At 49.4% G+C, this 20,004-nt stretch carries 19 protein-coding genes and 1 tRNA gene; 10 read left to right on the top strand and 10 right to left on the bottom strand.

Going from position 1 to position 20,004, the window contains the following annotated elements; translation table 11 throughout:
• Positions 1–10: 10 nt before the first annotated feature.
• The 3 genes from AC2T0J_RS17620 to AC2T0J_RS17610 all read right to left on the bottom strand — a co-directional run bounded on the left by AC2T0J_RS17620 (position 11) and on the right by AC2T0J_RS17610 (position 2,015).
• Positions 11–559, bottom strand: a complete 549-nt coding sequence (locus AC2T0J_RS17620; RefSeq protein ID WP_489807066.1) for a hypothetical protein — start codon at positions 557–559, stop codon at positions 11–13.
• 227 nt (positions 560–786) lie between these two features.
• The gene (locus tag AC2T0J_RS17615; RefSeq protein WP_489807065.1) at positions 787–1,473 is read right to left on the bottom strand and encodes an SDR family NAD(P)-dependent oxidoreductase; all 687 of its coding nucleotides are present in this window, start codon (positions 1,471–1,473) and stop codon (positions 787–789) included.
• Positions 1,470–2,015 (bottom strand): DUF2878 domain-containing protein, encoded by a 546-nt coding sequence (locus AC2T0J_RS17610; RefSeq protein ID WP_489807064.1) that lies wholly within the window; start codon positions 2,013–2,015, stop codon positions 1,470–1,472. Before AC2T0J_RS17610 ends, AC2T0J_RS17615 begins: the two co-directional genes overlap by 4 nt.
• Before the next feature lie 126 nt (positions 2,016–2,141).
• Here AC2T0J_RS17610 and AC2T0J_RS17605 point away from each other — a divergent pair, with 126 nt between their 5' ends.
• The 3 genes from AC2T0J_RS17605 to AC2T0J_RS17595 all read left to right on the top strand — a co-directional run bounded on the left by AC2T0J_RS17605 (position 2,142) and on the right by AC2T0J_RS17595 (position 4,654).
• The gene (locus tag AC2T0J_RS17605; protein WP_489807063.1) at positions 2,142–3,785 is read left to right on the top strand and encodes a diacylglycerol kinase family protein; all 1,644 of its coding nucleotides are present in this window, start codon (positions 2,142–2,144) and stop codon (positions 3,783–3,785) included.
• A gap of 227 nt (positions 3,786–4,012) precedes the next feature.
• Complete coding sequence (locus AC2T0J_RS17600) at positions 4,013–4,447, top strand: hemerythrin domain-containing protein (RefSeq protein WP_489807062.1); 435 nt, start codon at positions 4,013–4,015, stop codon at positions 4,445–4,447.
• A 12-nt stretch (positions 4,448–4,459) separates the two neighbouring features.
• Positions 4,460–4,654: a hypothetical protein gene (locus AC2T0J_RS17595; protein ID WP_489807061.1), complete on the top strand. Its 195-nt coding sequence runs from the start codon at positions 4,460–4,462 to the stop codon at positions 4,652–4,654.
• 226 nt (positions 4,655–4,880) lie between these two features.
• Here AC2T0J_RS17595 and AC2T0J_RS17590 read toward each other — a convergent pair.
• From AC2T0J_RS17590 to ftsH, 6 genes are all read right to left on the bottom strand, one after another.
• Positions 4,881–4,965, bottom strand: a tRNA-Leu gene (locus AC2T0J_RS17590).
• 20 nt (positions 4,966–4,985) lie between these two features.
• Positions 4,986–5,339 carry a preprotein translocase subunit SecG gene (secG, locus tag AC2T0J_RS17585; protein WP_489807060.1) on the bottom strand — a complete coding sequence of 118 codons (354 nt, stop codon included), beginning with the start codon at positions 5,337–5,339 and terminating at the stop codon, positions 4,986–4,988.
• Positions 5,340–5,351: 12 nt separating this feature from the next.
• Positions 5,352–6,086 (bottom strand): triose-phosphate isomerase, encoded by a 735-nt coding sequence (tpiA, locus tag AC2T0J_RS17580; RefSeq protein WP_489807059.1) that lies wholly within the window; start codon positions 6,084–6,086, stop codon positions 5,352–5,354.
• Positions 6,087–6,199: 113 nt separating this feature from the next.
• Positions 6,200–7,546 (bottom strand): phosphoglucosamine mutase, encoded by a 1,347-nt coding sequence (gene glmM, locus AC2T0J_RS17575; RefSeq protein WP_489807058.1) that lies wholly within the window; start codon positions 7,544–7,546, stop codon positions 6,200–6,202.
• 14 nt (positions 7,547–7,560) lie between these two features.
• The gene (folP, locus tag AC2T0J_RS17570) at positions 7,561–8,382 is read right to left on the bottom strand and encodes a dihydropteroate synthase (RefSeq protein WP_489807057.1); all 822 of its coding nucleotides are present in this window, start codon (positions 8,380–8,382) and stop codon (positions 7,561–7,563) included.
• 72 nt (positions 8,383–8,454) lie between these two features.
• Complete coding sequence (ftsH, locus tag AC2T0J_RS17565) at positions 8,455–10,401, bottom strand: ATP-dependent zinc metalloprotease FtsH (RefSeq protein WP_489807056.1); 1,947 nt, start codon at positions 10,399–10,401, stop codon at positions 8,455–8,457.
• Positions 10,402–10,988: 587 nt separating this feature from the next.
• Between ftsH and yhbY the strand changes: the two genes are divergently transcribed.
• Both yhbY and AC2T0J_RS17555 read left to right on the top strand, forming a co-directional pair.
• Positions 10,989–11,282, top strand: a complete 294-nt coding sequence (gene yhbY, locus AC2T0J_RS17560) for a ribosome assembly RNA-binding protein YhbY (protein WP_489807055.1) — start codon at positions 10,989–10,991, stop codon at positions 11,280–11,282.
• 87 nt (positions 11,283–11,369) lie between these two features.
• Complete coding sequence (locus AC2T0J_RS17555) at positions 11,370–12,146, top strand: SDR family NAD(P)-dependent oxidoreductase (RefSeq protein WP_489807054.1); 777 nt, start codon at positions 11,370–11,372, stop codon at positions 12,144–12,146.
• A 58-nt stretch (positions 12,147–12,204) separates the two neighbouring features.
• On the opposite strand, the gene AC2T0J_RS17550 is transcribed toward AC2T0J_RS17555, so the two are convergent.
• Positions 12,205–14,586 (bottom strand): Lon protease family protein, encoded by a 2,382-nt coding sequence (locus AC2T0J_RS17550; protein ID WP_489807053.1) that lies wholly within the window; start codon positions 14,584–14,586, stop codon positions 12,205–12,207.
• Between the two features lie 135 nt (positions 14,587–14,721).
• Between AC2T0J_RS17550 and AC2T0J_RS17545 the strand changes: the two genes are divergently transcribed.
• The 5 genes from AC2T0J_RS17545 to nadD all read left to right on the top strand — a co-directional run bounded on the left by AC2T0J_RS17545 (position 14,722) and on the right by nadD (position 20,003).
• Positions 14,722–15,009, top strand: a complete 288-nt coding sequence (locus AC2T0J_RS17545) for a hypothetical protein (RefSeq protein ID WP_489807052.1) — start codon at positions 14,722–14,724, stop codon at positions 15,007–15,009.
• A gap of 183 nt (positions 15,010–15,192) precedes the next feature.
• Positions 15,193–17,796 carry a leucine--tRNA ligase gene (leuS, locus tag AC2T0J_RS17540; protein WP_489807051.1) on the top strand — a complete coding sequence of 868 codons (2,604 nt, stop codon included), beginning with the start codon at positions 15,193–15,195 and terminating at the stop codon, positions 17,794–17,796.
• Positions 17,796–18,314, top strand: a complete 519-nt coding sequence (locus AC2T0J_RS17535) for an LPS-assembly lipoprotein LptE (protein WP_489807050.1) — start codon at positions 17,796–17,798, stop codon at positions 18,312–18,314. The genes leuS and AC2T0J_RS17535 overlap by 1 nt, the downstream gene beginning before the upstream one ends.
• A gap of 4 nt (positions 18,315–18,318) precedes the next feature.
• Complete coding sequence (holA, locus tag AC2T0J_RS17530; protein WP_489807049.1) at positions 18,319–19,359, top strand: DNA polymerase III subunit delta; 1,041 nt, start codon at positions 18,319–18,321, stop codon at positions 19,357–19,359.
• Positions 19,359–20,003 (top strand): nicotinate-nucleotide adenylyltransferase, encoded by a 645-nt coding sequence (gene nadD / locus AC2T0J_RS17525; protein WP_489807048.1) that lies wholly within the window; start codon positions 19,359–19,361, stop codon positions 20,001–20,003. The genes holA and nadD overlap by 1 nt, the downstream gene beginning before the upstream one ends.
• The last annotated feature ends 1 nt before the right edge of the window (position 20,004 follow it).

Below are 20,004 nucleotides of genomic sequence, written 5' to 3'. Positions count from 1 at the left end.
TCATTTTCATTTAAGCGGCTAGCGTCGCTGGTTTATTCACCGACTGGCGTACCGACATCACGATACCTTCACACCAGCGCTGGAATGCCGCGGATTCAGCCGCAGAGTAATCAAGCCCCAGCCACTGGCACTCTGCGCCGTGGGACGCAAAGCTCACCTGCATCGCCAGTTCAATATTCGAGATATCATCATCCTGCGCAACGGTGAACGCTGCGACAACGTCACAAGTGGCGAGTAAAGCTGGCTGACTCTGCCGGAAAATCAACTCAAAGCGTCTTGCCAGCGGACTATCGCCGTTGGCCGGCAGCTGGAATATCACGCCCTGAAGGTGTTTGGTTTTGTCGTCCTGCCTGACAAGATCAGAATGGGTGAGTAACTGCATTTTAATGCCGCTGTTGCCAAATTGGGTGCCGAGGCGCTGAACACGCTGACGAACCGCCTCATTCCACTCATACAATACCACTCCGACAGATACCACCGCAGGCAGGTAATGATCCTGAGTTACTCCCCTACTTTCCTGCTTGCCAGCATTCGCAGACATCGCTAAAGACTCACTCACTAAATACTCTCCTTCCGAAACCGGCCGATGATTTATCACCTGTCGTTCTGCATAAGTCATTGCGATATCAACTGCAAGCCCAACGCCAATTCAGAAAAATAATAATTAGTCTTTAACTTTCAATCAGATAAAATTTACAGCCATAACAAGCGTTGCAAACTTACCGCCGGTTATCCCCCAGAACTGCCTGCCGGTGTGAAAAATATTCACACCGGCAGTTCGCCAAGCTACCAGCTGATTGGTTTACGCTTTCGGAAAAACATCCCACTCGGGCTGTCTTCATCGAGACTGGCCAGCCAGATAGCGGTATCTGCGCCCTCTTCAGCCGTTAGCGGCGCACTGGAGCCGCCCATTCGGGTATGTACCCACCCCGGGCACATAGCATTTACTTTGACGTTTTTACCTGCTGGCACTGACGCCGCCGTTTTCACTGTCAGCGCATTCAGAGCGGCTTTAGTCACGGCATAAGCTGGTGGTCCCCCGAGTTTCTCGGCAAAACTGCCGTATCCGCTTGAAACATTAACGATGCGACCAAAATTGTTCTCCAGCATGGCGGGCAAAACAGCTTTAGTAAGCATGGCAGGACCTTTAACATGCACATCGAAAGCCGACTGTAAGTCTTCTGCAGTAAGCTCTTCAAGATCATCACTGTGCATAACCCCGGCGTTGTTAATCAGGATATCAATATCTCCAAATACCGCCACAGCACGCGTTAGGGCGTCTTCCATAGCCGCCTGTGCCGTGATGTCCATCACGATCGGGTGAACATCGCCATTGAGGTCTGTACAAGCCTGTTCGGCTTCTTCTTCGTTCCGAGCTACCAGTAGTACCTTGTGACCCAGCTTAAGCAAGCCCTCAGCTATTGCAAAACCGATCCCACGGTTACCTCCCGTTACCATCGACAAGGGTGTCATAACTTCTCCTTTGTGGTTTGGAATGTGTCACTGCCATTATTACGTTGAATTATGGCTTCAACGCGTTGGCTTAGTAAAAAGATCATAGGCATAAGACATGCCCAGATGCAGGCAAGTAAAATCACCGTAGGATAAAACTCCAGGCCAAAGGTGACTGCCTGTAACTTCATACCGGCCACATAGCTAAGCGTACCGCCGACTGCGCCGAGCCAGGCAGCTAACCAGTTGTGTTCGCTGAGGTAGGCCAGACTGTGTCTGAGCGTAGAGGCAAAGGCGAACCAGAGCAAAACCAGCCAGTAAGGGATCGGTAAGAATTGCCCGGAACCGGTAAAAATGTACACACCAAACATTGTCAGCAGGCTGTCGGTAATTACGCCTGCAGTTGCTGTAACCAGCACTACGGCGAATTCGGTCAGTGACTCCCTGGCCATTGCAAGGTGAGCAATCAACAATGCTGTAACCACCCACCAATATTGATTCTGGTACAGGATAAGCAGCCACCAACTGGCCTGAAAACCGATGAAATTGATAAACTTAAGCAATCCTTCACCCCACTGAAATTAGCCGTACGGCACAATACTTGTATCTACGGTACTAACGTTTTAATTAAAATGCTGTTATTGATACGGCGCTTACGATTGTGGGTTCACTGAGGGAGAGAATAACCAATGAAGATGGTTAAGTATTATCTGCTGGCTGGCATTTTACTCTGTGTCATTGCGGCCTATGTGCCCTACTGGTGGATAAATGCAGTGATCCTGTGGACCGCGGCATCGCTATTTGCCGTGTCTGTGGCTTACCTTACCCATTACCCTGAATTATTCAGAAAACGGGCGGACGGACGGATCCCAATTTACGTTCGTTGGCTGTTCATTCCTTTTCTGCTGGGTGCGCGTTTGTACAACTTTTATGCGCGAAAAACGGATAAAGTGCCGAATATTCAGAAAATTGAAGAGCAGTTATATCTGGGAACAAGACTGGTTAGCAACGACATTGAAAAACTCAGCAACCAGGGCATCGACTGTATACTTGATGTCACCGCAGAATTCGACAGCCTCGACTGGACCAGTTATCGCTACGATGTGGACTATCTGAATATCCCTGTACTTGACCACACCAGTCCTACCAATGAACAGCTTCATCTGGCACTTAACTGGATTGATCAGCACATCCGCGATGGCCGCAAAATTCTGGTTCACTGTGCTTTGGGCCGAGGGCGCTCGGTGCTGGTAATGGCTGCATACCTGCTGGCCCGTAATGATGCGCTGTCAGTGGTTGATGTAATGAATAAAATTCAGTCGGTGCGGGCCACGGCGAGACTCAATAAACGGCAGTTGAAAAGCCTCTCGGCGGTTAAAAAACGCGGCCGTTTAAGATTGAATACCCAATTGGCACTCATCGCCAATCCGGTAGCGGGCGGCGGCAAATGGACGACTTACAAGGAAGAAATTCTTTCCCATTTAAACAGTCAGTTCAGGGTCACTATTTTCGAGACAACACCAGAGCTTAATGCCACCTGGCAGGCACACCAGGCAATAACCGCTGGCAACGAAATTTTGATTGCCTGTGGCGGCGATGGAACCGTAACAGAAGTTGCCACGGTAACCCGTGAACACCAAAAGGTGCTAGGCATCATTCCTCTCGGCACCGCCAATGCGCTAAGCCAGATTGTGTATGGACTGCGTAGTAAGCTTGCACCCATCACTCGCGCCTGTGAAGTAATTTGTAAACAGCAATATACCCCGGTAGATACTGCAGAATGTAATGGTAAATTAATGCTACTGGTCTCTGCTATTGGCTTTGAGTCTCAAATGATTGAACATGCTGACCGTGAGGAAAAGAATAACGGTGGTCAGATGGCTTATCTGGAAGGCTTATGGAAAGCAATGAACACCAGTAGTCCGCAAAAGCTAACAGTGGTGCTTGATAATGAAACCTTTGAGCTCAATACCCCTTCATTTGTCATTGCCAATGCGGCCCCTCTCAGCACCGCACTCGCTCAGGGCGGAAACCTTCCGGATATGACTGACGGTGAACTGGATATCACCTGGCTGACACCTACTGAAGATGACATGCCATTATTTACCGTGGCTGAGTTGGTATTCGGCAATGAGCAATCGAAGAAGTCGTCACAAATTATTCATCACAAACGGGCTAAGGAGGTCAATATAAAACTCCCTGAAGAGCAAACCTACGTGATTGATGGTGAAACCTACTCTGCCAACGAAATCACGATTAGCTGTCAGGCCAGGAATCTGAATATACTGGCCGACAGCAAGCGTTTTGATGAAAGCTATGAGGTCAGTGAATAGCATTTCCCGATTACATAACCAAGGGTAAAATTTACCCTTGGCCTACCCCCTCCACTCCCAAAAAAACATAAACACCCTTTTAAAATCCAATACTTATCTAAAGGCATAAGTTTTGCAGCTATCAAATAGATGTTAGCAAACGGTAATTATCAAACTGCGAATAGTAAACCGTAACTTGCAGGGTGACACTCAATGATTACTCCCCAACAACTAGTCAGGAGCAGCTTATGAACATTTTTGAAGCATTGCGTCAGGATCACGAAAAGCAACGTTTATTATTAAAGATATTAGTAAAAACCCACGGCGACACAGCCGCTCGCCGCGAGTATTTCGATGAACTTAAGGATGAATTGGAACGTCACGCCACCGCCGAAGAGCGCCACTTTTACGTACCGCTGATGGATAATGACAATGCTGTTGAGCTCTCGCGTCACGGTATTGCCGAACACCACGAGATTGATGAATTAGTGGAAAAACTCGATGGTACAGAATTTAGATCACCCGCATGGTTACGTTATCTTAAACAACTCAAAGAACAGGTTGAACATCATCTCGATGACGAAGAGCAAGAATTTTTCCAAATCGCCGGTCGTATATTAAACGAGAAGCAGAAAAAAGCGCTGGCTGAAACTTATCGTGATGAAATGAGCGAACTGGCGTAACCGGAGAACGCTATGAACATGCTGAAGCTGGTGATCTATCTGATGAGTGGTATCCCCTTAATAACACAGCTATTTTTGCTACTCTCACCATTACAGCGAAATACCTACGGCTTGCTTATGGCAGGCCTGATGTTAGTGCTGATCCTGATAGTTCTGCTGGTTACCCTGACACGCTTCGTATGCCGGGCTCATAGTAATTCGGCTTAGCCCTGATGTGACACAACCACAGTGTAGCGCGGATGAACCACCTCCGCTACAAAGCCTAACAGAGTGAGGATCAGGTTTACTGCCTGCTATCCGGCAACTTAAATAGACCGAAAGCGGCGGTAGCAGCAATGTAAGCAGTAACTGAAGATAGTAATTCATTAGCTTCATCGCTTATCTCAGTACTTTTCAGGCATAAAAAAACCGCCATATCGGCGGTTTTTTTGTTTGGTGCGGAAAGCGGGACTTGAACCCGCACGGCCTAAGCCACCACCCCCTCAAGATGGCGTGTCTACCAATTCCACCACTTCCGCAAAATCGTTTCTATATGCCCTTAGTCAGGCGTATTACCAGTATTATCTTCAACCGGTACGGCCGGTACGTCGCTATCAGACGGTGCAGCCTGCTGAGATGCCGGTACTTCCAGATTCTCCCACTCATCAGGGGCTTTTTCCTGACGGGCGGTAATATTACCTAATAACAAACTGATAACAAAGAATGCTGTCGCCAAGATACCCGTGGCACGGGTCATAAAATTACCTGAACCACTGGAGCCGAATACGGTATTGGAACCGCCAGCACCAAATGAAGCGCCCATGTCGGCACCTTTACCCTGTTGAATCAGCACAAAGCCAATTAACAGCAGTGCTACAACCAGGTATGCAACCAAAAGCACTTGATAAACCATTTTCTATCCTCGCTAGCCTGCCGCCTGGCAAACTTGTCTAAATTCTTCTACTTTCAGACTTGCTCCGCCTATTAAACCACCGTCGATATCCGGCTGAGCAAATAATTCTTTCGCATTCGATGCTTTAACGCTGCCACCATAAAGGATTTGCATCGTCGAAGCCAGGTCATCACTGAAGTTAGCCAAATGGCTGCGTATAAACGCATGAACTTCCTGTGCCTGTTCAGGTGTTGCCGTAACACCTGTGCCAATAGCCCAAATAGGCTCATAGGCAATTACTGCTTTACTTAACTGCTCTGCACTCATAAGGTTTGTCAGTGCATCAAGTTGGGCCGCCAAAAAGCTTTCTAACTTACCTGCTTGGCGGGTTGCCAGGGACTCACCGATACAAATAATGGGTGTCAGACCACTCGCAATCGCCTTCGCCGCTTTTTGGGCAACCAGTTCACTCGACTCGCCATGATCATCACGTCGTTCAGAGTGACCGACAATGACATAATCGCAACCAAGCTCAACAAGCATTTGTGCGGATATATCACCAGTATGAGCACCATTATCCAGCTCACTCAGTGTCTGACCGCCTATCGCAAAATCAGACCCGGAAAATTCTCCGAGATAACAAGCCGGTGGGCAAACAATTACCTGTACCGCGGCGCTATCAACACCATCCATTAGTGTTGAAAATTCTTTCACCAATGAACGGCTGCCGTTCATTTTCCAGTTTCCAGCTACGATTGGCTTTCTCATCTATCGTTTTCCAACTGTGTTTGACTTCATCCCGGCGTCAAAGCGGGCGTGATATTAACTATTCCCTTACGATTATACAAGTAAAAAACCGTAAAATATTGAGCTAAAACAGACTAACTGGACACATTACGAACAGCGTCGGCGATTTTCTCCGCCCAGGTCGTAGAAGCCAGTTCATCATCCGACTCAACCATAACCCGAATTAACGGTTCAGTACCACTCTTACGCAGCAAAACCCGGCCCTGTTTACCCAGTGCGTTTTCTGCTTCTGCTTTTGCGGTCAGCACCTCATCACTGTTTAATGGATCGCTATCAGGGTTTTCAAAACGGACGTTGACCAGGGTTTGCGGGAATTTGTCAAAACCACTGGCTAAATCGTGCAATGTCATATTGGCGCGCAGCATGGCTGAAACAACCTGCAGGCCGGCTATAATCCCGTCTCCGGTAGATGCCAGGTTGAGGTTAAGTACGTGCCCTGAGTTTTCGCCACCGATAGTCCAGTTTTTCTGCTGCAGTAATTCCATCACATAACGGTCACCCACCTTTGAACGTTCAAAGGGAACACCCAGCTTATTCAACGCTATCTCAAGGCCCAGATTACTCATCAGGGTACCCACTACACCGCCACCATTGAGTCTGCCACCTTTCAGTGCATCACGAGCAATAATAAATAACACCTGATCGCCATCAATCACATTACCCAGATGATCCACCATCATAATGCGGTCACCATCGCCGTCCAACGCAAAGCCCAGATCAGCGTTGTGTTCCAGCACGGCTTCGACCGTAGCACGCATGCTGGTAGCACCGACCCCTTCATTAATGTTGAGCCCGTTGGGATTGGTCCCCAACTCTATCACCTCTGCCCCCAGTTCAGCCAGCACATTCGGCGCTATGTGGTACGTGGCACCGTGTGCACAGTCGACAACCACTTTTAGCCCCTGTAAGGATAACTCGGATGGAAACGTGCCTTTACAGTATTCAATGTACCGCCCCGCCGCATCGTTGATACGACTAGCTTTACCCAGTTTGTTTGAGGCAACACACGTCATCGGTTTGTCCATCATTTCTTCAATGGCTATTTCGATATCGTCATCGAGCTTAAACCCATCGGAAGAGAAAAATTTGATACCGTTATCGTAATAAGGATTATGCGAAGCACTAATGACTATCCCGGCCTCAGAACGAAAGGTTTTAGTCAGGTAGGCAATTGCCGGCGTCGGCATTGGCCCCAATAAACCACTGTTGATACCCGCAGCAGAGAGGCCTGCCTCCAGTGCAGATTCCAGCATGTAACCGGATATCCGGGTGTCTTTACCTATCAGAACCTTATTTGTACCTTGGCCGGCCAACACCTTGCCTGCCGCCCAGCCCAGTTTAATAACAAATTCCGGGTTAATGGCACTTTCACCCACTTTGCCGCGGATACCATCAGTACCAAAATATTTTCTAGCGCCCATAAACTATTTCCTAATTATAATGTATTGATATAGCTGGCAACTTTCACAACATCAGCAGTTTCCTCGACGTCGTGCACTCTTATTATTTGTGCGCCTTTCAGCGCCGCAATGGCTGCCACAGCTAAACTACCTGCCAGCCTTTTATCTACGGGCTGACCGGTTAAATTCCCTATCATGGATTTGCGCGACATGCCCACCAGTAACGGCATATTAAACCGGTGAAATCGCTCAAGCTCATTTAATAACTGATAGTTATGTTCAAGAGTCTTACCGAAGCCAAACCCCGGGTCAAGCAGGATTTTGTTGCGACTAATACCAGCGGCTTCACAGGCCGCTATTTGCTGCGTGAAAAAGGTTTCAACATCACTCAACAAATCCTCATAATGGGGATTGGCCTGCATGGTTCTCGGCTGCCCCCGCATATGCATCAGACACACCGGTACGCCAAACTCGGCCACCACTTCTCGACAGCCGGCTTCCTGTAGCGCCCGAACGTCGTTAATAATATCGCCCCCTGCTGCCAGCGCTTCGCGCATGACTGACGCTTTGCTGGTGTCAATGGAGATCACGATATCAGATTGTGCCCGCAAGGCCGCCACTACGGGCACTACCCGTTCGAGCTCTTCCTCAAGGCTGACAGGTGGCGCACCGGGTCGGGTTGACTCCCCGCCGATATCAATAATAGTCGCGCCGGCCGCTTCCATCGCCCTGGCCTGCTCAAGCGCAGCTTGCAGAGTATTGTGTCGCCCGCCATCGGAAAACGAATCCGGCGTAACGTTAAGGATCCCCATGACCTGGGGTTGAGAGCTAGATAAGGTTATCGATCTGATTTGCATAACGGATAATAGGTCACAGTAAATACAAAAAAGCGCCGGGATTACCGGCGCTTTTAATTAATTGGCCTGGGCTTAGCCTGGCAGGTCTCCAGGTTTACCTACTGACGGTTTATCAACGCCATCATCGGTAATTTCACCTTCTTTGCTGGGTGTGCCACCACTAGGCTTATCGCCACTTGATGGACGATCATCCCAACCGGCTGGTGGCCGCACGTCGCGACGCAACATCAGGTCATCAATCTGCTTTGCATCAATGGTTTCGTACTTCATCAGTGCGTCTTTCATTGAGTGCAGAATATCGATGTTTTCTTCAAGGATCTGCTGGGCACGGTCATAGTTGCGATCGATGACTGACTTAATCTCAGCATCAATGGCTCGGGCAGTATCATCAGACATGTTTGATGCCTTTGACATGGACTTGCCCAGGAACACCTCGCCTTCTTCCTCGGCGTACAGCATAGGCCCCATCTTGTCTGACAGTCCCCATTGGGTCACCATCTTACGGGCAATGTCCGTGGCACGTTCAATATCATTGGACGCACCAGTGGTGACTTTTTCAGAACCATATATAATTTGCTCAGCAAGACGTCCGCCAAATAAGCTGGAAATCATACTTTCCAGGTGTTGTTTGGTATGGCTTACCCGATCCTGCTCTGGCAGATACATAGTGACGCCTAACGCGCGACCGCGTGGAATGATTGACACTTTATATACCGGATCGTGCTCTGGTACCAAGCGCCCCACAATTGCGTGGCCCGCCTCGTGATAAGCAGTCATGGTTTTCTCTTCTTCAGACATCACCATAGACTTACGCTCAGAGCCCATCATAATTTTATCTTTAGCTTTCTCAAACTCTTCCATCGATACCATTCGACGGTTCGCCCGGGCAGCAAACAATGCGGCTTCATTTACCAGGTTGGCCAGATCGGCACCAGAGAAGCCTGGTGTTCCACGGGCAATTACCGATGGTTCAACGTCGTCAGCAACCGGTACCTTACGTACGTGTACTTTAAGGATCTGTTCACGACCGCGAATATCCGGTAAACCCACCACAACCTGACGGTCAAAGCGACCAGGACGTAACAGCGCCGGGTCAAGCACATCCGGACGGTTCGTCGCCGCGATGACAATGATACCTTCATGACCTTCAAAGCCGTCCATTTCCACCAGCATTTGGTTGAGGGTTTGCTCACGCTCGTCGTGACCACCACCTAAACCGGCACCACGCTGACGACCAACGGCATCGATTTCGTCGATAAAAATAATGCAGGGTGCCGCTTTGCGTGCCTGTTCAAACATGTCGCGAACCCGTGACGCACCAACACCAACGAACATTTCAACGAAATCAGAACCTGATATAGTAAAAAACGGTACTTTCGCTTCACCGGCAATCGCTTTTGCCAGCAGGGTTTTACCGGTACCAGGAGGGCCCACCATCAGTACGCCTTTAGGTATTTTACCGCCCAGCTTCTGGAACTTGGATGGGTCGCGCAGGAAATCTACCAGCTCAGACACATCTTCTTTAGCTTCGTCGCAACCGGCAACGTCGGCAAAAGTCGTTTTGATTTGGTCTTCACTGAGTAAACGCGCTTTGCTCTTCCCAAATGACATCGCACCACGGCCACCACCGCCTTGCATTTGTCGCATGAAGAAAATCCACACTGCGATAAGCAGCAGCATCGGGAACCACGAAATGAAAATTGACGTCAGAATTGACGGCTGTTCAGGCGGCTCGCCCAGCACACGAACATCCTGTTTCACCAAATCTGAAATCAATTGGTCGTCAAAATACGGGATGTAAGTCTTGAAGGTTTCACCTGAACGCTTCACACCACGGATTTCGTTATTGTCACTGCTGATGCGGACCTCACGAATGGTGCCTTGTTTTACTTCCTTTAGAAATGTGGTGTAGTCAGTTTGTGCCCGGCTAGATTCGCTGGGTGAAAAACTTTGGAAAACCGCCATTAAAACTACTGCGATCACCAACCACAAGATTAAGTTTTTTGCCATGTCGCTCAATGCTACCAACCTCTGTAAATATCATCCGGTCCCTAAAACTACCGGTGAGTGTCTCAAAAACGCGATATCCAAGCCTACTACACTTTATAGACGCTTGCTACCTAATACGCTTCTCTGCAACGCGCTCCGGGCAGTTCCGGCACGCCTAATCTAACGGTTCAGACTGTGTTTTATTAACGCTTAAAAACCACCCGAACGTTCCCCGCTGTTACGCAATAAGACTACCAATCTGTTGTCAGGTTCCAGTCATCTACTGCGCAAACCCTCTGTTAGCTGTGAAAACACTTTATCCAGAGGAATCTTGCTCCACTATCTTTAACAACCGTGCTATCTCGTCCCTTTCTACGGCTTAACCAATCATTCTGTTCAATGCGAAGATTAAAAGTATTTCGCGTATTCCGCCTTGCCTGTTAAGCGAGTCAACCCAATAACTAAACGAAATGGTCAATTAATCAACGGTTAACCCTGGCCTGAGACGTCTTTTTTGTCTTTACCACACAATCTCATTAGGATTGTAGTCGAGATGGCGTTAGAATACGCTTTTTCAAGACAGACTTTGCACTTAAATTGTAAGAAAAACTTAAATAATGAAACTTTCAAATAAACAAAAGCAATTCCTTAAAGGCTTGGCCCACCCGTTAAAACCCGTTGTTCAGCTTGGCGGCAATGGTTTAACAGAAGGTGTACTGGCTGAAATCGACAACGCGCTGAATCATCATGAATTAATTAAGGTAAAAGTCCCATCGGATGACCGTGAAGAAAAGGCGCTTATTATGGACGCCATTATTCGCGAAACCGCCAGCGAAAAGCTGCAGATAATTGGCCACACGCTGATTCTGTACCGCCCCAGCGAAGAGTGTAAAATTCAGTTGCCAAAATAAGAAACCTTATCACGTCCTGCACATTCCCTTTCCGTAAACGTCAGGTAAAATAAACTTAACATTTTACTAACAATAAACGGAGTCGCAATGCAGATAGCCAACCATACCGCGGTGATCACCGGTGGGTGTTCAGGGCTGGGCCTCGCGGTAGCCAAACAACTGGTGTCAATGGGCGCTAATCTTGTTCTCATCGATATCAATTCTGAGGCCGGCGCCAAACAACAAGCTGAGTTAGGTGCTGACAAAACCCTGTTTATCAATGCCGACGTAACCAGTGAGCAAGCCATTACTGCTGCGCTGGAAACCGCCGTGGAACGCTTTGGTGCAATTCATTTTTGCGTAAACTGTGCCGGTATCGCCCCGGCCGAGCGTGTGCTGAATAAGCAAGGGGAGCCCGCCAGTCTGACACGTTTTAATCAGACCCTGTCAATTAACCTCAGTGGTACGTATAACGTAGCCCGGCTAGCCGCAGCACAGATGGCAAAAAATGCGCCACAGCCAGACACTGGCGAACGCGGCGTGATCATCAACACTGCTTCCATTGCTGGTTACGAAGGGCAAATTGGTCAAACTGCCTACGCAGCAAGTAAAGCGGCAATTATTGGCTTAACACTCCCGATGGCGAGGGACCTGTCGAACCTGGGGATTAGGGTTAACAGCATTGCACCGGGTGTGATGGGTACACCTTTGCTTACCGCCATGCCTCAGCCAGTGCAGGACGCACTGGGAGCGAATGTCCCTTTCCCAGCCCGCCTGGGGCACCCTGAAGAGTTTGCTCAACTGGCGCAGCATATTTGCCAGAATAGCTATATTAACGGCGAAACGATCCGTCTTGATGGCGCATTAAGGATGCAGCCTAAATAACTCCGGGTAAAACTGAATTAACGGGCTGCTTACCAGCCCGCTCGAAGCCACCCCGTGTTTATTCTTCTGCCCCGTTTACCGTACAGGCAATCTGATACAAGCGCTTAACCGCCAGGTCATTAATGGTATTTTTGGGATAACGCCCGCGACTTGAAAGCACACCGGCTTCTTTCTCCATCAGTAACTCCAGCGCATCATCAACGGTTTCCACACTGTATATGGCAAACTGGCCTTTTTTCACCGCATCCACTACGGCTTTATCGAGTACCAGGTGACGAACATTGGATTTGGGTATAATCACCCCTTGTTCACCATTTAAACCTCGATGCTGACAAACATCGAAGAAGCCTTCTATTTTTTCATTAACGCCGCCTACCGCCTGCACTTCACCATACTGATTAATCGAGCCAGTAATCGCCAGCGACTGACGAGCAGGAATGTCGGTAATGGCAGAAATCAGCGCCACCAGTTCGCCTAATGAAGCACTGTCGCCGTCGATGTGGCCGTAGGATTGCTCAAGCGCAATATTCGCTGATACCGTCAGCGGGAAGGACTGCGCATATTTGTTGCCGAGATAACCGGTGAGTAGCATAACCCCTTTAGAGTGGATCGGCTGACCAAGCTCGACTTCCCTTTCAATATCCACCACCCCACTGGCACCGGCATAAACTGTCGCGGTAATCCGTGCCGGCGTGCCAAATGCCGTATCACCAATATCCATGACCGTAAGGCCATTCACTTTTCCGATGGCCTTGCCTTGCGTTGCAATGAGTACCTGGCCTTCCTTTATATCGTTAAGTAGCGAAGTACTCACCCGACCGGTGCGACGCTTTTTAGCCATCAGAGCCGAGTTCAGGTGACTTAAATCAATGTGTTTATCACCCACTTTCATACAGAAATAATGGGCCTCATTGAGCAATTCAATGACATCGGCAAAATGCGCCGACAGCTTTTCCTGATGCTCAGCCATGCGTAACGAATATTCGACCAGCCGGTACATAGCGGGCTGGGTAATTCCCGTCAGGCCAAGCTGAATGATTTTCTTGCGCACCCGGCCAACAAAATCAAACAGGTTTTGCCGGGTCGCGCTGATTTCATGATCAAAATCAACCAGCACCCGAAACAGCTCATTAAACTCTGAGTCATAATCCTGCAAGGTGTAGTAAAGGTCGCGGGAACCCATCAGGATAACTTTCACTTTTAAGTCTATTGCCTGGGGCATCAGTGTCATGGCACTGGCCATACCTACATCCTGTTGCGGTAAGTCCATTTTTAACTTACCAAACTTGACCGCCAGTTTAAGCGCTTCCCACACGTAGGGCTGATGTAGCAGTTGATCCGCGTCGAGCAGCAGATAGCCGCCGTTGGCCTTGTGCAGCGCGCCCGGGCGGATCATTTTATAGTTGGTGTACATTGCCCCGCCCAGATGCGTGTACTCAATTAAGCCAAACAAATTCTGATAAGTTGGGTTAGGCTCATACACCACCGGCGCACCACCCTCCAGACTATGGGCACAGATAACATTTGGCAAAAAATGCTCTTCGAGGATCTCCCGGCGGTCCCGTTCATCCAGCTTTTCAGCTTTGGGTTCTTCGGTCAGAAAAGCAATCACCGCTTCAATCAGGTGAGACTTCAACTGTCGCAGGTGTTTCAGTACCCCAAGGTCACCAGAATACTTATGCTCCAATTCCTTAAGCAGTGGCCGAATGCCGTGTTCTGCAGTATCCCTGTTCAGCTTGCGTAACTGCTCTGAATTTTCCCGCTTCCACACGGGTAACGACAGCAAACTCTCGCTTAGCCGGTTTTCCAGTTCATCGATTAACTTGTAAAAACCTTCGCGCTGCTGCTCGGTAAGCTGCGCAAATTCACTGTCATCAATGGGTTTATTATTAACAATGGGGGCAAAGCTAACGGTTCCCTGCTCTTCATGCATGGCCACTGAATTGGCCTGGGCAAAGCGTTCTACACTGTTGATAGCTTCATCGTATTTTTGCTCGAAATGTCTGGCAATTGCCGCTTTTTTACGCTGATATCCAGGGTTATCAAAGGCCGCCGGAAAGGTATCGAGCAATTCATCCACCAGATTCGCCATATCCCGGGCAAATTCCCGCGCACCGCCAGGATGCATGCGCAGCACCAAAGGCTCACGCTCTTCTTCAAAATTGTTGATGAAACACCAGTCGTCCGGCGTGGCCAGTTTACTGACATGCCGTTCGATGTATTCCTTAACCAGGGTGAATCTGCCCGTGGCATGCTCGCCCATCACATACAGGTTATAACCGGTAGAATCAATATTTAAACCAAAAGTGAGGGCTTCGCGGGCCCGTTCCTGACCGATAAAGGTCGAATTTAACGCCGCATCGTCTTTAAGCGCCTGATTGATGGCCCGACGATTTATATTAGGGGTGAGCTGTATGGCAGGTAACCGCTCCCAGGTCATAGCTATATTCTTCTTTATTTACTCTCACTACAGTGAATCCTGAATCCCCCTGGCTGTCAAACCCTAAACTTGTGTTTGCTCAATTTCCATACTAGTCTGACGCATTAATTCATATCCCTGCGATCGCCCCCCCACATGAAGTCACCAGCCCTGTTTACCCTGCAGGCGAACGCCGGAGATGGTTTTTGTGGATCCGGAAAAATGACTCAGCATAACCGGTGCCCTGAATCCCGTGCAGGGTATAGCGTAGTTGGTTCGCTGGACTATGTGTTCGAATCAGACCAGAACGGTACTCGGATTCCCCTCACTTATCGTGTACAAGGCTCCCCCCGATGGCTTAGCTTTAGCAAGCTGGCGTTCGTTGTAGCTCAGGTGCAGGGTTTACAATTACAGGGCCTGGCAAATTACCTCGGGAACGATTAAATTACGGTCAATTAAGCCAAATATTCTGCTTCATTGGGTTCAGCCTATTGTGACATACGCCACCGCTAAGTTATTCTATTAGGTTATTATACCCATAATCTGCTGGTGGTAGTGTTCAGACTCCTTTTCACACCTGCTGCCGGTACAGTTGTTAAAGTTAAATAAAGCGGAAGCCTCAGGTAAATGGCCGAAAATCAGTACAACCCACAAGAAATCGAAAGTGCGGTGCAGCAGCACTGGCAAGACACCAATGCCTTTAAGGTGACAGAAGAGCCGGGTAAAGAGAAGTTTTATTGCCTGTCTATGTTCCCCTACCCCAGTGGCCGCCTCCACATGGGACATGTGCGTAATTATACCATCGGTGACGTAATCAGCCGTTTTCAGCGGATGCAGGGCAAAAATGTGCTGCAACCCATGGGTTGGGATGCCTTTGGCCTGCCGGCCGAAAATGCGGCGATCAATAATAACACCGCGCCGGCCAAGTGGACCTACGCCAACATCGACTATATGAAAAACCAGCTTAAGTCGCTGGGCTTTGGTTACGACTGGGACCGCGAAGTAGCCACCTGTAAAGCAGACTACTATCGCTGGGAACAGTGGTTTTTCACCCGCCTGTATGAAAAAGGCCTGGTATATAAGAAGAATTCAACCGTTAACTGGGACCCGGTAGATCAGACTGTACTCGCCAACGAGCAGGTTATTGACGGACGCGGCTGGCGTTCAGGTGCAGTCGTTGAACAAAAAGAAATCCCCCAGTGGTTTATCAAGATTACCGATTACGCCGAAGAACTGTTACAGGATCTAGAACAACTGGAAGACTGGCCGGAACAGGTTCGGGCCATGCAAGCCAACTGGATTGGTCGCTCAGAGGGCGTCGAAATTACCTTTAAAATGGCTGAAGAGGTCAATGACGTCAGCGATTTAACCGTTTACACCACGCGCCCGGATACCTTTATGGGTGTCACTTATGTTGCGGTGGCTGCACAGCATCCGCTGGCCGAGGCCGCTGCACAGAGCAGCGCTGATGTAGCCTCATTTATCGACGAATGTAAAAATACTAAGGTCGCCGAGGCAGAACTGGCAACCATGGAGAAAAAAGGCTGTTCAACAGGCTTTTGCGTCGTTCATCCATTAACTGGTGAACAATTGCCGGTCTGGATTGCCAACTTCGTATTGATGGATTACGGCTCAGGCGCAGTGATGGCGGTACCGGGTCACGATCAGCGTGACTGGGAATTTGCTACCCGCTACAACCTGCCCATCAAACAAGTAATCGAGCCGCAACAAGGCAGCAATGTTGAGTGTGATCTAAGCGCTGCAGCCTTCACCGAAAAAGGCGTACTGATTAATTCCAACGACTTTGACGGACTGGAATTTGACGCTGCTTTTAATGGTATTGCCGATAAGCTGGTTTCTTTAGGTTGTGGTCAGCGCAAAGTGAACTACCGGCTGCGTGACTGGGGCGTGAGCCGTCAGCGTTACTGGGGTGCTCCGATCCCGATGCTGAATCTGGAAAACGGCGAATCGGTTCCGGTTCCAGCCGATGAACTGCCGGTCGTGTTACCTGAAGATGTCGAAATGGATGGGGTTACTTCGCCGATTAAAGCCGATCCTGAATGGGCTAAAACCACTTACAACGGCGAAGCGGCGCTGCGCGAAACCGATACTTTTGACACCTTTATGGAGTCTTCTTGGTACTACGCGCGCTACAGCTGTGCCACTAGCGATGATGCCATGCTGGATCCGGCCAAGGCGAATTACTGGCTACCGGTCGATCAATACGTTGGCGGCATCGAGCATGCTATTTTGCACCTGCTATATTCCCGCTTCTATCACAAACTATTACGTGATGAGGGTCTGGTTGAATCTGACGAACCATACAAGCGTTTGCTTTGTCAGGGCATGGTGCTGGCTGATTCCTATTACAGTGAAGACGAGAAAGGGAAGAAAACCTGGTACTCGCCTACTGAAGTATCCACCGAAAAAGATGACAAGGGCCGGATCGTCAAAGCCTGGCTAACCACCGATAACACGCCGGTTCAGCACGGCGGCATGACCAAAATGTCGAAGTCCAAAAACAATGGCATCGACCCGCAACAGGTTATCGATCAGTATGGTGCCGATACGGTGCGCTTATTTACTATGTTTGCAGCGCCACCGGAGCAAACTCTGGAGTGGGTAGACTCAGGGGTAGAAGGCGCTAACCGCTTCCTGCGCCGCGTATGGAAACTGGTTAATGACCACCTTGCTGCCGGCACACCACAAACACTGGATGTTAAAACGCTGGATAAATCCCAGCAGGCCCTGCGCCGTGAGCTGCATAAAACCATCGACAAGGTCAGTGATGATCTGGGTCGTCGTCAGACGTTTAATACGGCGGTAGCGGCGATCATGGAGCTGCTTAATCACCTGCAAAAAGCACCGCAGGAAAGCAGCCAGGATATCGCGTTAATGCGTGAAGCGGTTAATAGCATTGTCTTGCTGTTGAATCCAATCACCCCGCATATATGTCATTACCTGTGGGCCAAACTTGGCCATACCAACAACATCGAAACAGCGCCGTGGCCGGTGGCTGATAAAAACGCGTTGGTTGAGGACGAAAAGCTCATCATTGTTCAGGTTAACGGTAAACTACGGGCTAAAATTACCGTCTCAGCCAATGCCAGTAAAGACGAGCTGGAACAACTGGCCAAAGACCAGCCCAATGTAGAGCAGTTTACCGAAGGCAAGACCATCCGTAAGGTCATTGTGGTACCAGGTAAACTGGTGAATATCGTGGCTAACTAATGCGCAGTTTGTCCGCTATCAACAAAACACTGATCCTGATGATAACCACACTGGCTTTGGCCAGCTGTGGTTTTCATTTGCGCAGCGATAAAACACTGCCAAGCGACACCGACTACTTGTACGTTCAGGCGACCAGTCAAAATGCACCGTTGGTGAGAGCGCTGGAAAATCGCATGAATGTGTATCAAATCAAAGGCGGCCCCGAAGCTGCTCCCGATCTTGAAAAAACAACGATTACCCTGCGCCTGCAGCCTGAGTCTCTGGACCGCCGTTTACTGTCGGTATTTGCCACCGGTCAGGTCGCAGAATACGAGCTGATATATGGCGTTCGCTATACGGTGTTGTTTCCCAATGGCGAGGAACTGAAAACCTCCTTTGAAGTACTGCGGGAATATCAGGATGACCCCGATCAGGTACTGGCAAAGTCGCGCGAGCTTAACCTGGTACTAAGTGAAATGCGCCTGGAAGCGGCTGACCGTATCATTCGACTGTTATCCAGTCAGTACGCGGGGCTATAGTCAGGTGCAGGTTTATCCCGAACGCTTCAGGCAAACCTTAAAAGAGGGTCTTAAGGGCTGCTATCTGGTTTTTGGTGATGAGCCACAGCAAAAGTTTGAAATTCTGCAGGCATTAAGAACGACAGCCAAACAACAAGGCTTTGATGAGCGCACGGTTCTGGTGGCCGACGGCGAATTCAGCTGGTCACGTTTAATCGATGCGACCCAGAGCATGTCGCTGTTTGCGGCCCGCCAGTTAATTGAGCTCGAATTGCCCACCGGCAAACCTGGCACCGAAGGCGCCGGTATCCTTACCGATCTGGCCGGAAACTTATCGAGCGATACGCTGCTCATCATCCATGGCGGCAGAATTGGCAAGGACGTGCAGCGAACCAAATGGTTTAAAGCCCTCGACGCCATAGGTGTATTCACCATTTGCTATCCGCTGGAAGGTGCCCAGTTGCACAAATGGATCCAACAGCGCCTTCAGGCAGAGTCGTTTCAGTTTTCTCCCGCCTGCGTGAAGCTAATCGCAGACTTTAGCGAGGGCAACCTGATGGCTGCCGCCCAGGAAATTGAAAAACTGACTCTGACCTATCCTGATAAACAACTGGACGAGGAAAGGCTGGCCAGCGCGTTGGTGGATCAGTCGCGCTTCAATGTTTTTCAACTGGTGGATATCATGCTGCAGGGCGATCGTACCCGCTGCGTCAAAATACTACAGCGGTTGGAAAGTGAAGGCATTGAACCCAACATTATCATCTGGGCATTAATACGGGAATGGCAGACCCTGTGGAAGCTGAATCATTTACAACACAGCGGCCAGACAATTACCTGGCCAAAACTGGGGATCTGGAAAAACCGCCAGGGTTACTATCAACAGGCAATGCAACGCTTGTCGAAACCTGACCTGACGCTGATTGGTGAGCAGCTTACCGAAGCCGACCAGCTGTTTAAGCAATCCTCTGTAGTCAGGCCATATATCAAACTTTGCCATTTATGCCTGTTATTCACCGGTGTGCCACTGGCGCATATGGCGTTTGCTGAAAGTACAGATATCATCTGATGCTAGCGTTATTAGGGGGCACCTTTAACCCGCCACATCAGGGTCATATAAAGGCGGGACTGGAAGCCATAAAGGAAATTGGCGTTGCGCGGCTGGGATTATTACCCTGTAAACTGCCACCGCATAAAACGGCGCCAGAAACGACTACGGCTCATCGATTAAAAATGCTCGAGCTGGCCTGTCGGGATGAACCCGCGTTGTACGTTGAGCCGCTGGAGTTGTCCTTGCCGGCCCCCTCATACACGGTAAAGACACTACAGCATTTACGCCACACCCTGGGCAGTGAGCCATTGTTTTTTCTGTTGGGTGAAGATTCACTGTATAATCTACCGAGCTGGTATCATTGGCAATCGTTGACAGACTATTGTCACATTGTAGTTATGCGGCGACCTGCCTCTGCCGGCGAACCGGGTGAAGCACTAAACGCATGGCTTACCGGGCGTCTGTGCACGCAATTAGAAACGTTTTATAACCAACCCTCCGGGCTGGTGTATTATACCGACAGTCAGGACTATACCGTGTCTTCCACGCAATTACGGGATGCGCTGTCTGCCAGGCAAACAACTGACCGTGTGGTCGCTGACTGGCTTAGCCCGGCAGTACTGCACTATATTAAACAACATAAGTTATACGGCACCATTTAAG

The organism is Alteromonas sp. ISO5 (assembly GCF_058105165.1).
Note: the sequence above shows the minus strand (reverse complement) of the source record. Positions and strands in the feature narration are given on the sequence as shown.

Coding starts and splice junctions, on each gene's coding strand:
- AC2T0J_RS17600 (WP_489807062.1), top strand. CDS start 4,013: ATGAACATTTTTGAAGCATTGCGTCAGGATCACGAAAAGCAACGTTTA.
- AC2T0J_RS17535 (WP_489807050.1), top strand. CDS start 17,796: ATGCGCAGTTTGTCCGCTATCAACAAAACACTGATCCTGATGATAACC.
- glmM (WP_489807058.1), bottom strand. CDS start 7,546: ATGGGCGCTAGAAAATATTTTGGTACTGATGGTATCCGCGGCAAAGTG.
- yhbY (WP_489807055.1), top strand. CDS start 10,989: ATGAAACTTTCAAATAAACAAAAGCAATTCCTTAAAGGCTTGGCCCAC.
- AC2T0J_RS17550 (WP_489807053.1), bottom strand. CDS start 14,586: ATGACCTGGGAGCGGTTACCTGCCATACAGCTCACCCCTAATATAAAT.
- AC2T0J_RS17615 (WP_489807065.1), bottom strand. CDS start 1,473: ATGACACCCTTGTCGATGGTAACGGGAGGTAACCGTGGGATCGGTTTT.
- secG (WP_489807060.1), bottom strand. CDS start 5,339: ATGGTTTATCAAGTGCTTTTGGTTGCATACCTGGTTGTAGCACTGCTG.
- folP (WP_489807057.1), bottom strand. CDS start 8,382: ATGCAAATCAGATCGATAACCTTATCTAGCTCTCAACCCCAGGTCATG.
- AC2T0J_RS17555 (WP_489807054.1), top strand. CDS start 11,370: ATGCAGATAGCCAACCATACCGCGGTGATCACCGGTGGGTGTTCAGGG.
- AC2T0J_RS17545 (WP_489807052.1), top strand. CDS start 14,722: ATGAAGTCACCAGCCCTGTTTACCCTGCAGGCGAACGCCGGAGATGGT.
- leuS (WP_489807051.1), top strand. CDS start 15,193: ATGGCCGAAAATCAGTACAACCCACAAGAAATCGAAAGTGCGGTGCAG.
- nadD (WP_489807048.1), top strand. CDS start 19,359: ATGCTAGCGTTATTAGGGGGCACCTTTAACCCGCCACATCAGGGTCAT.
- tpiA (WP_489807059.1), bottom strand. CDS start 6,086: ATGAGAAAGCCAATCGTAGCTGGAAACTGGAAAATGAACGGCAGCCGT.
- AC2T0J_RS17595 (WP_489807061.1), top strand. CDS start 4,460: ATGAACATGCTGAAGCTGGTGATCTATCTGATGAGTGGTATCCCCTTA.
- AC2T0J_RS17605 (WP_489807063.1), top strand. CDS start 2,142: ATGAAGATGGTTAAGTATTATCTGCTGGCTGGCATTTTACTCTGTGTC.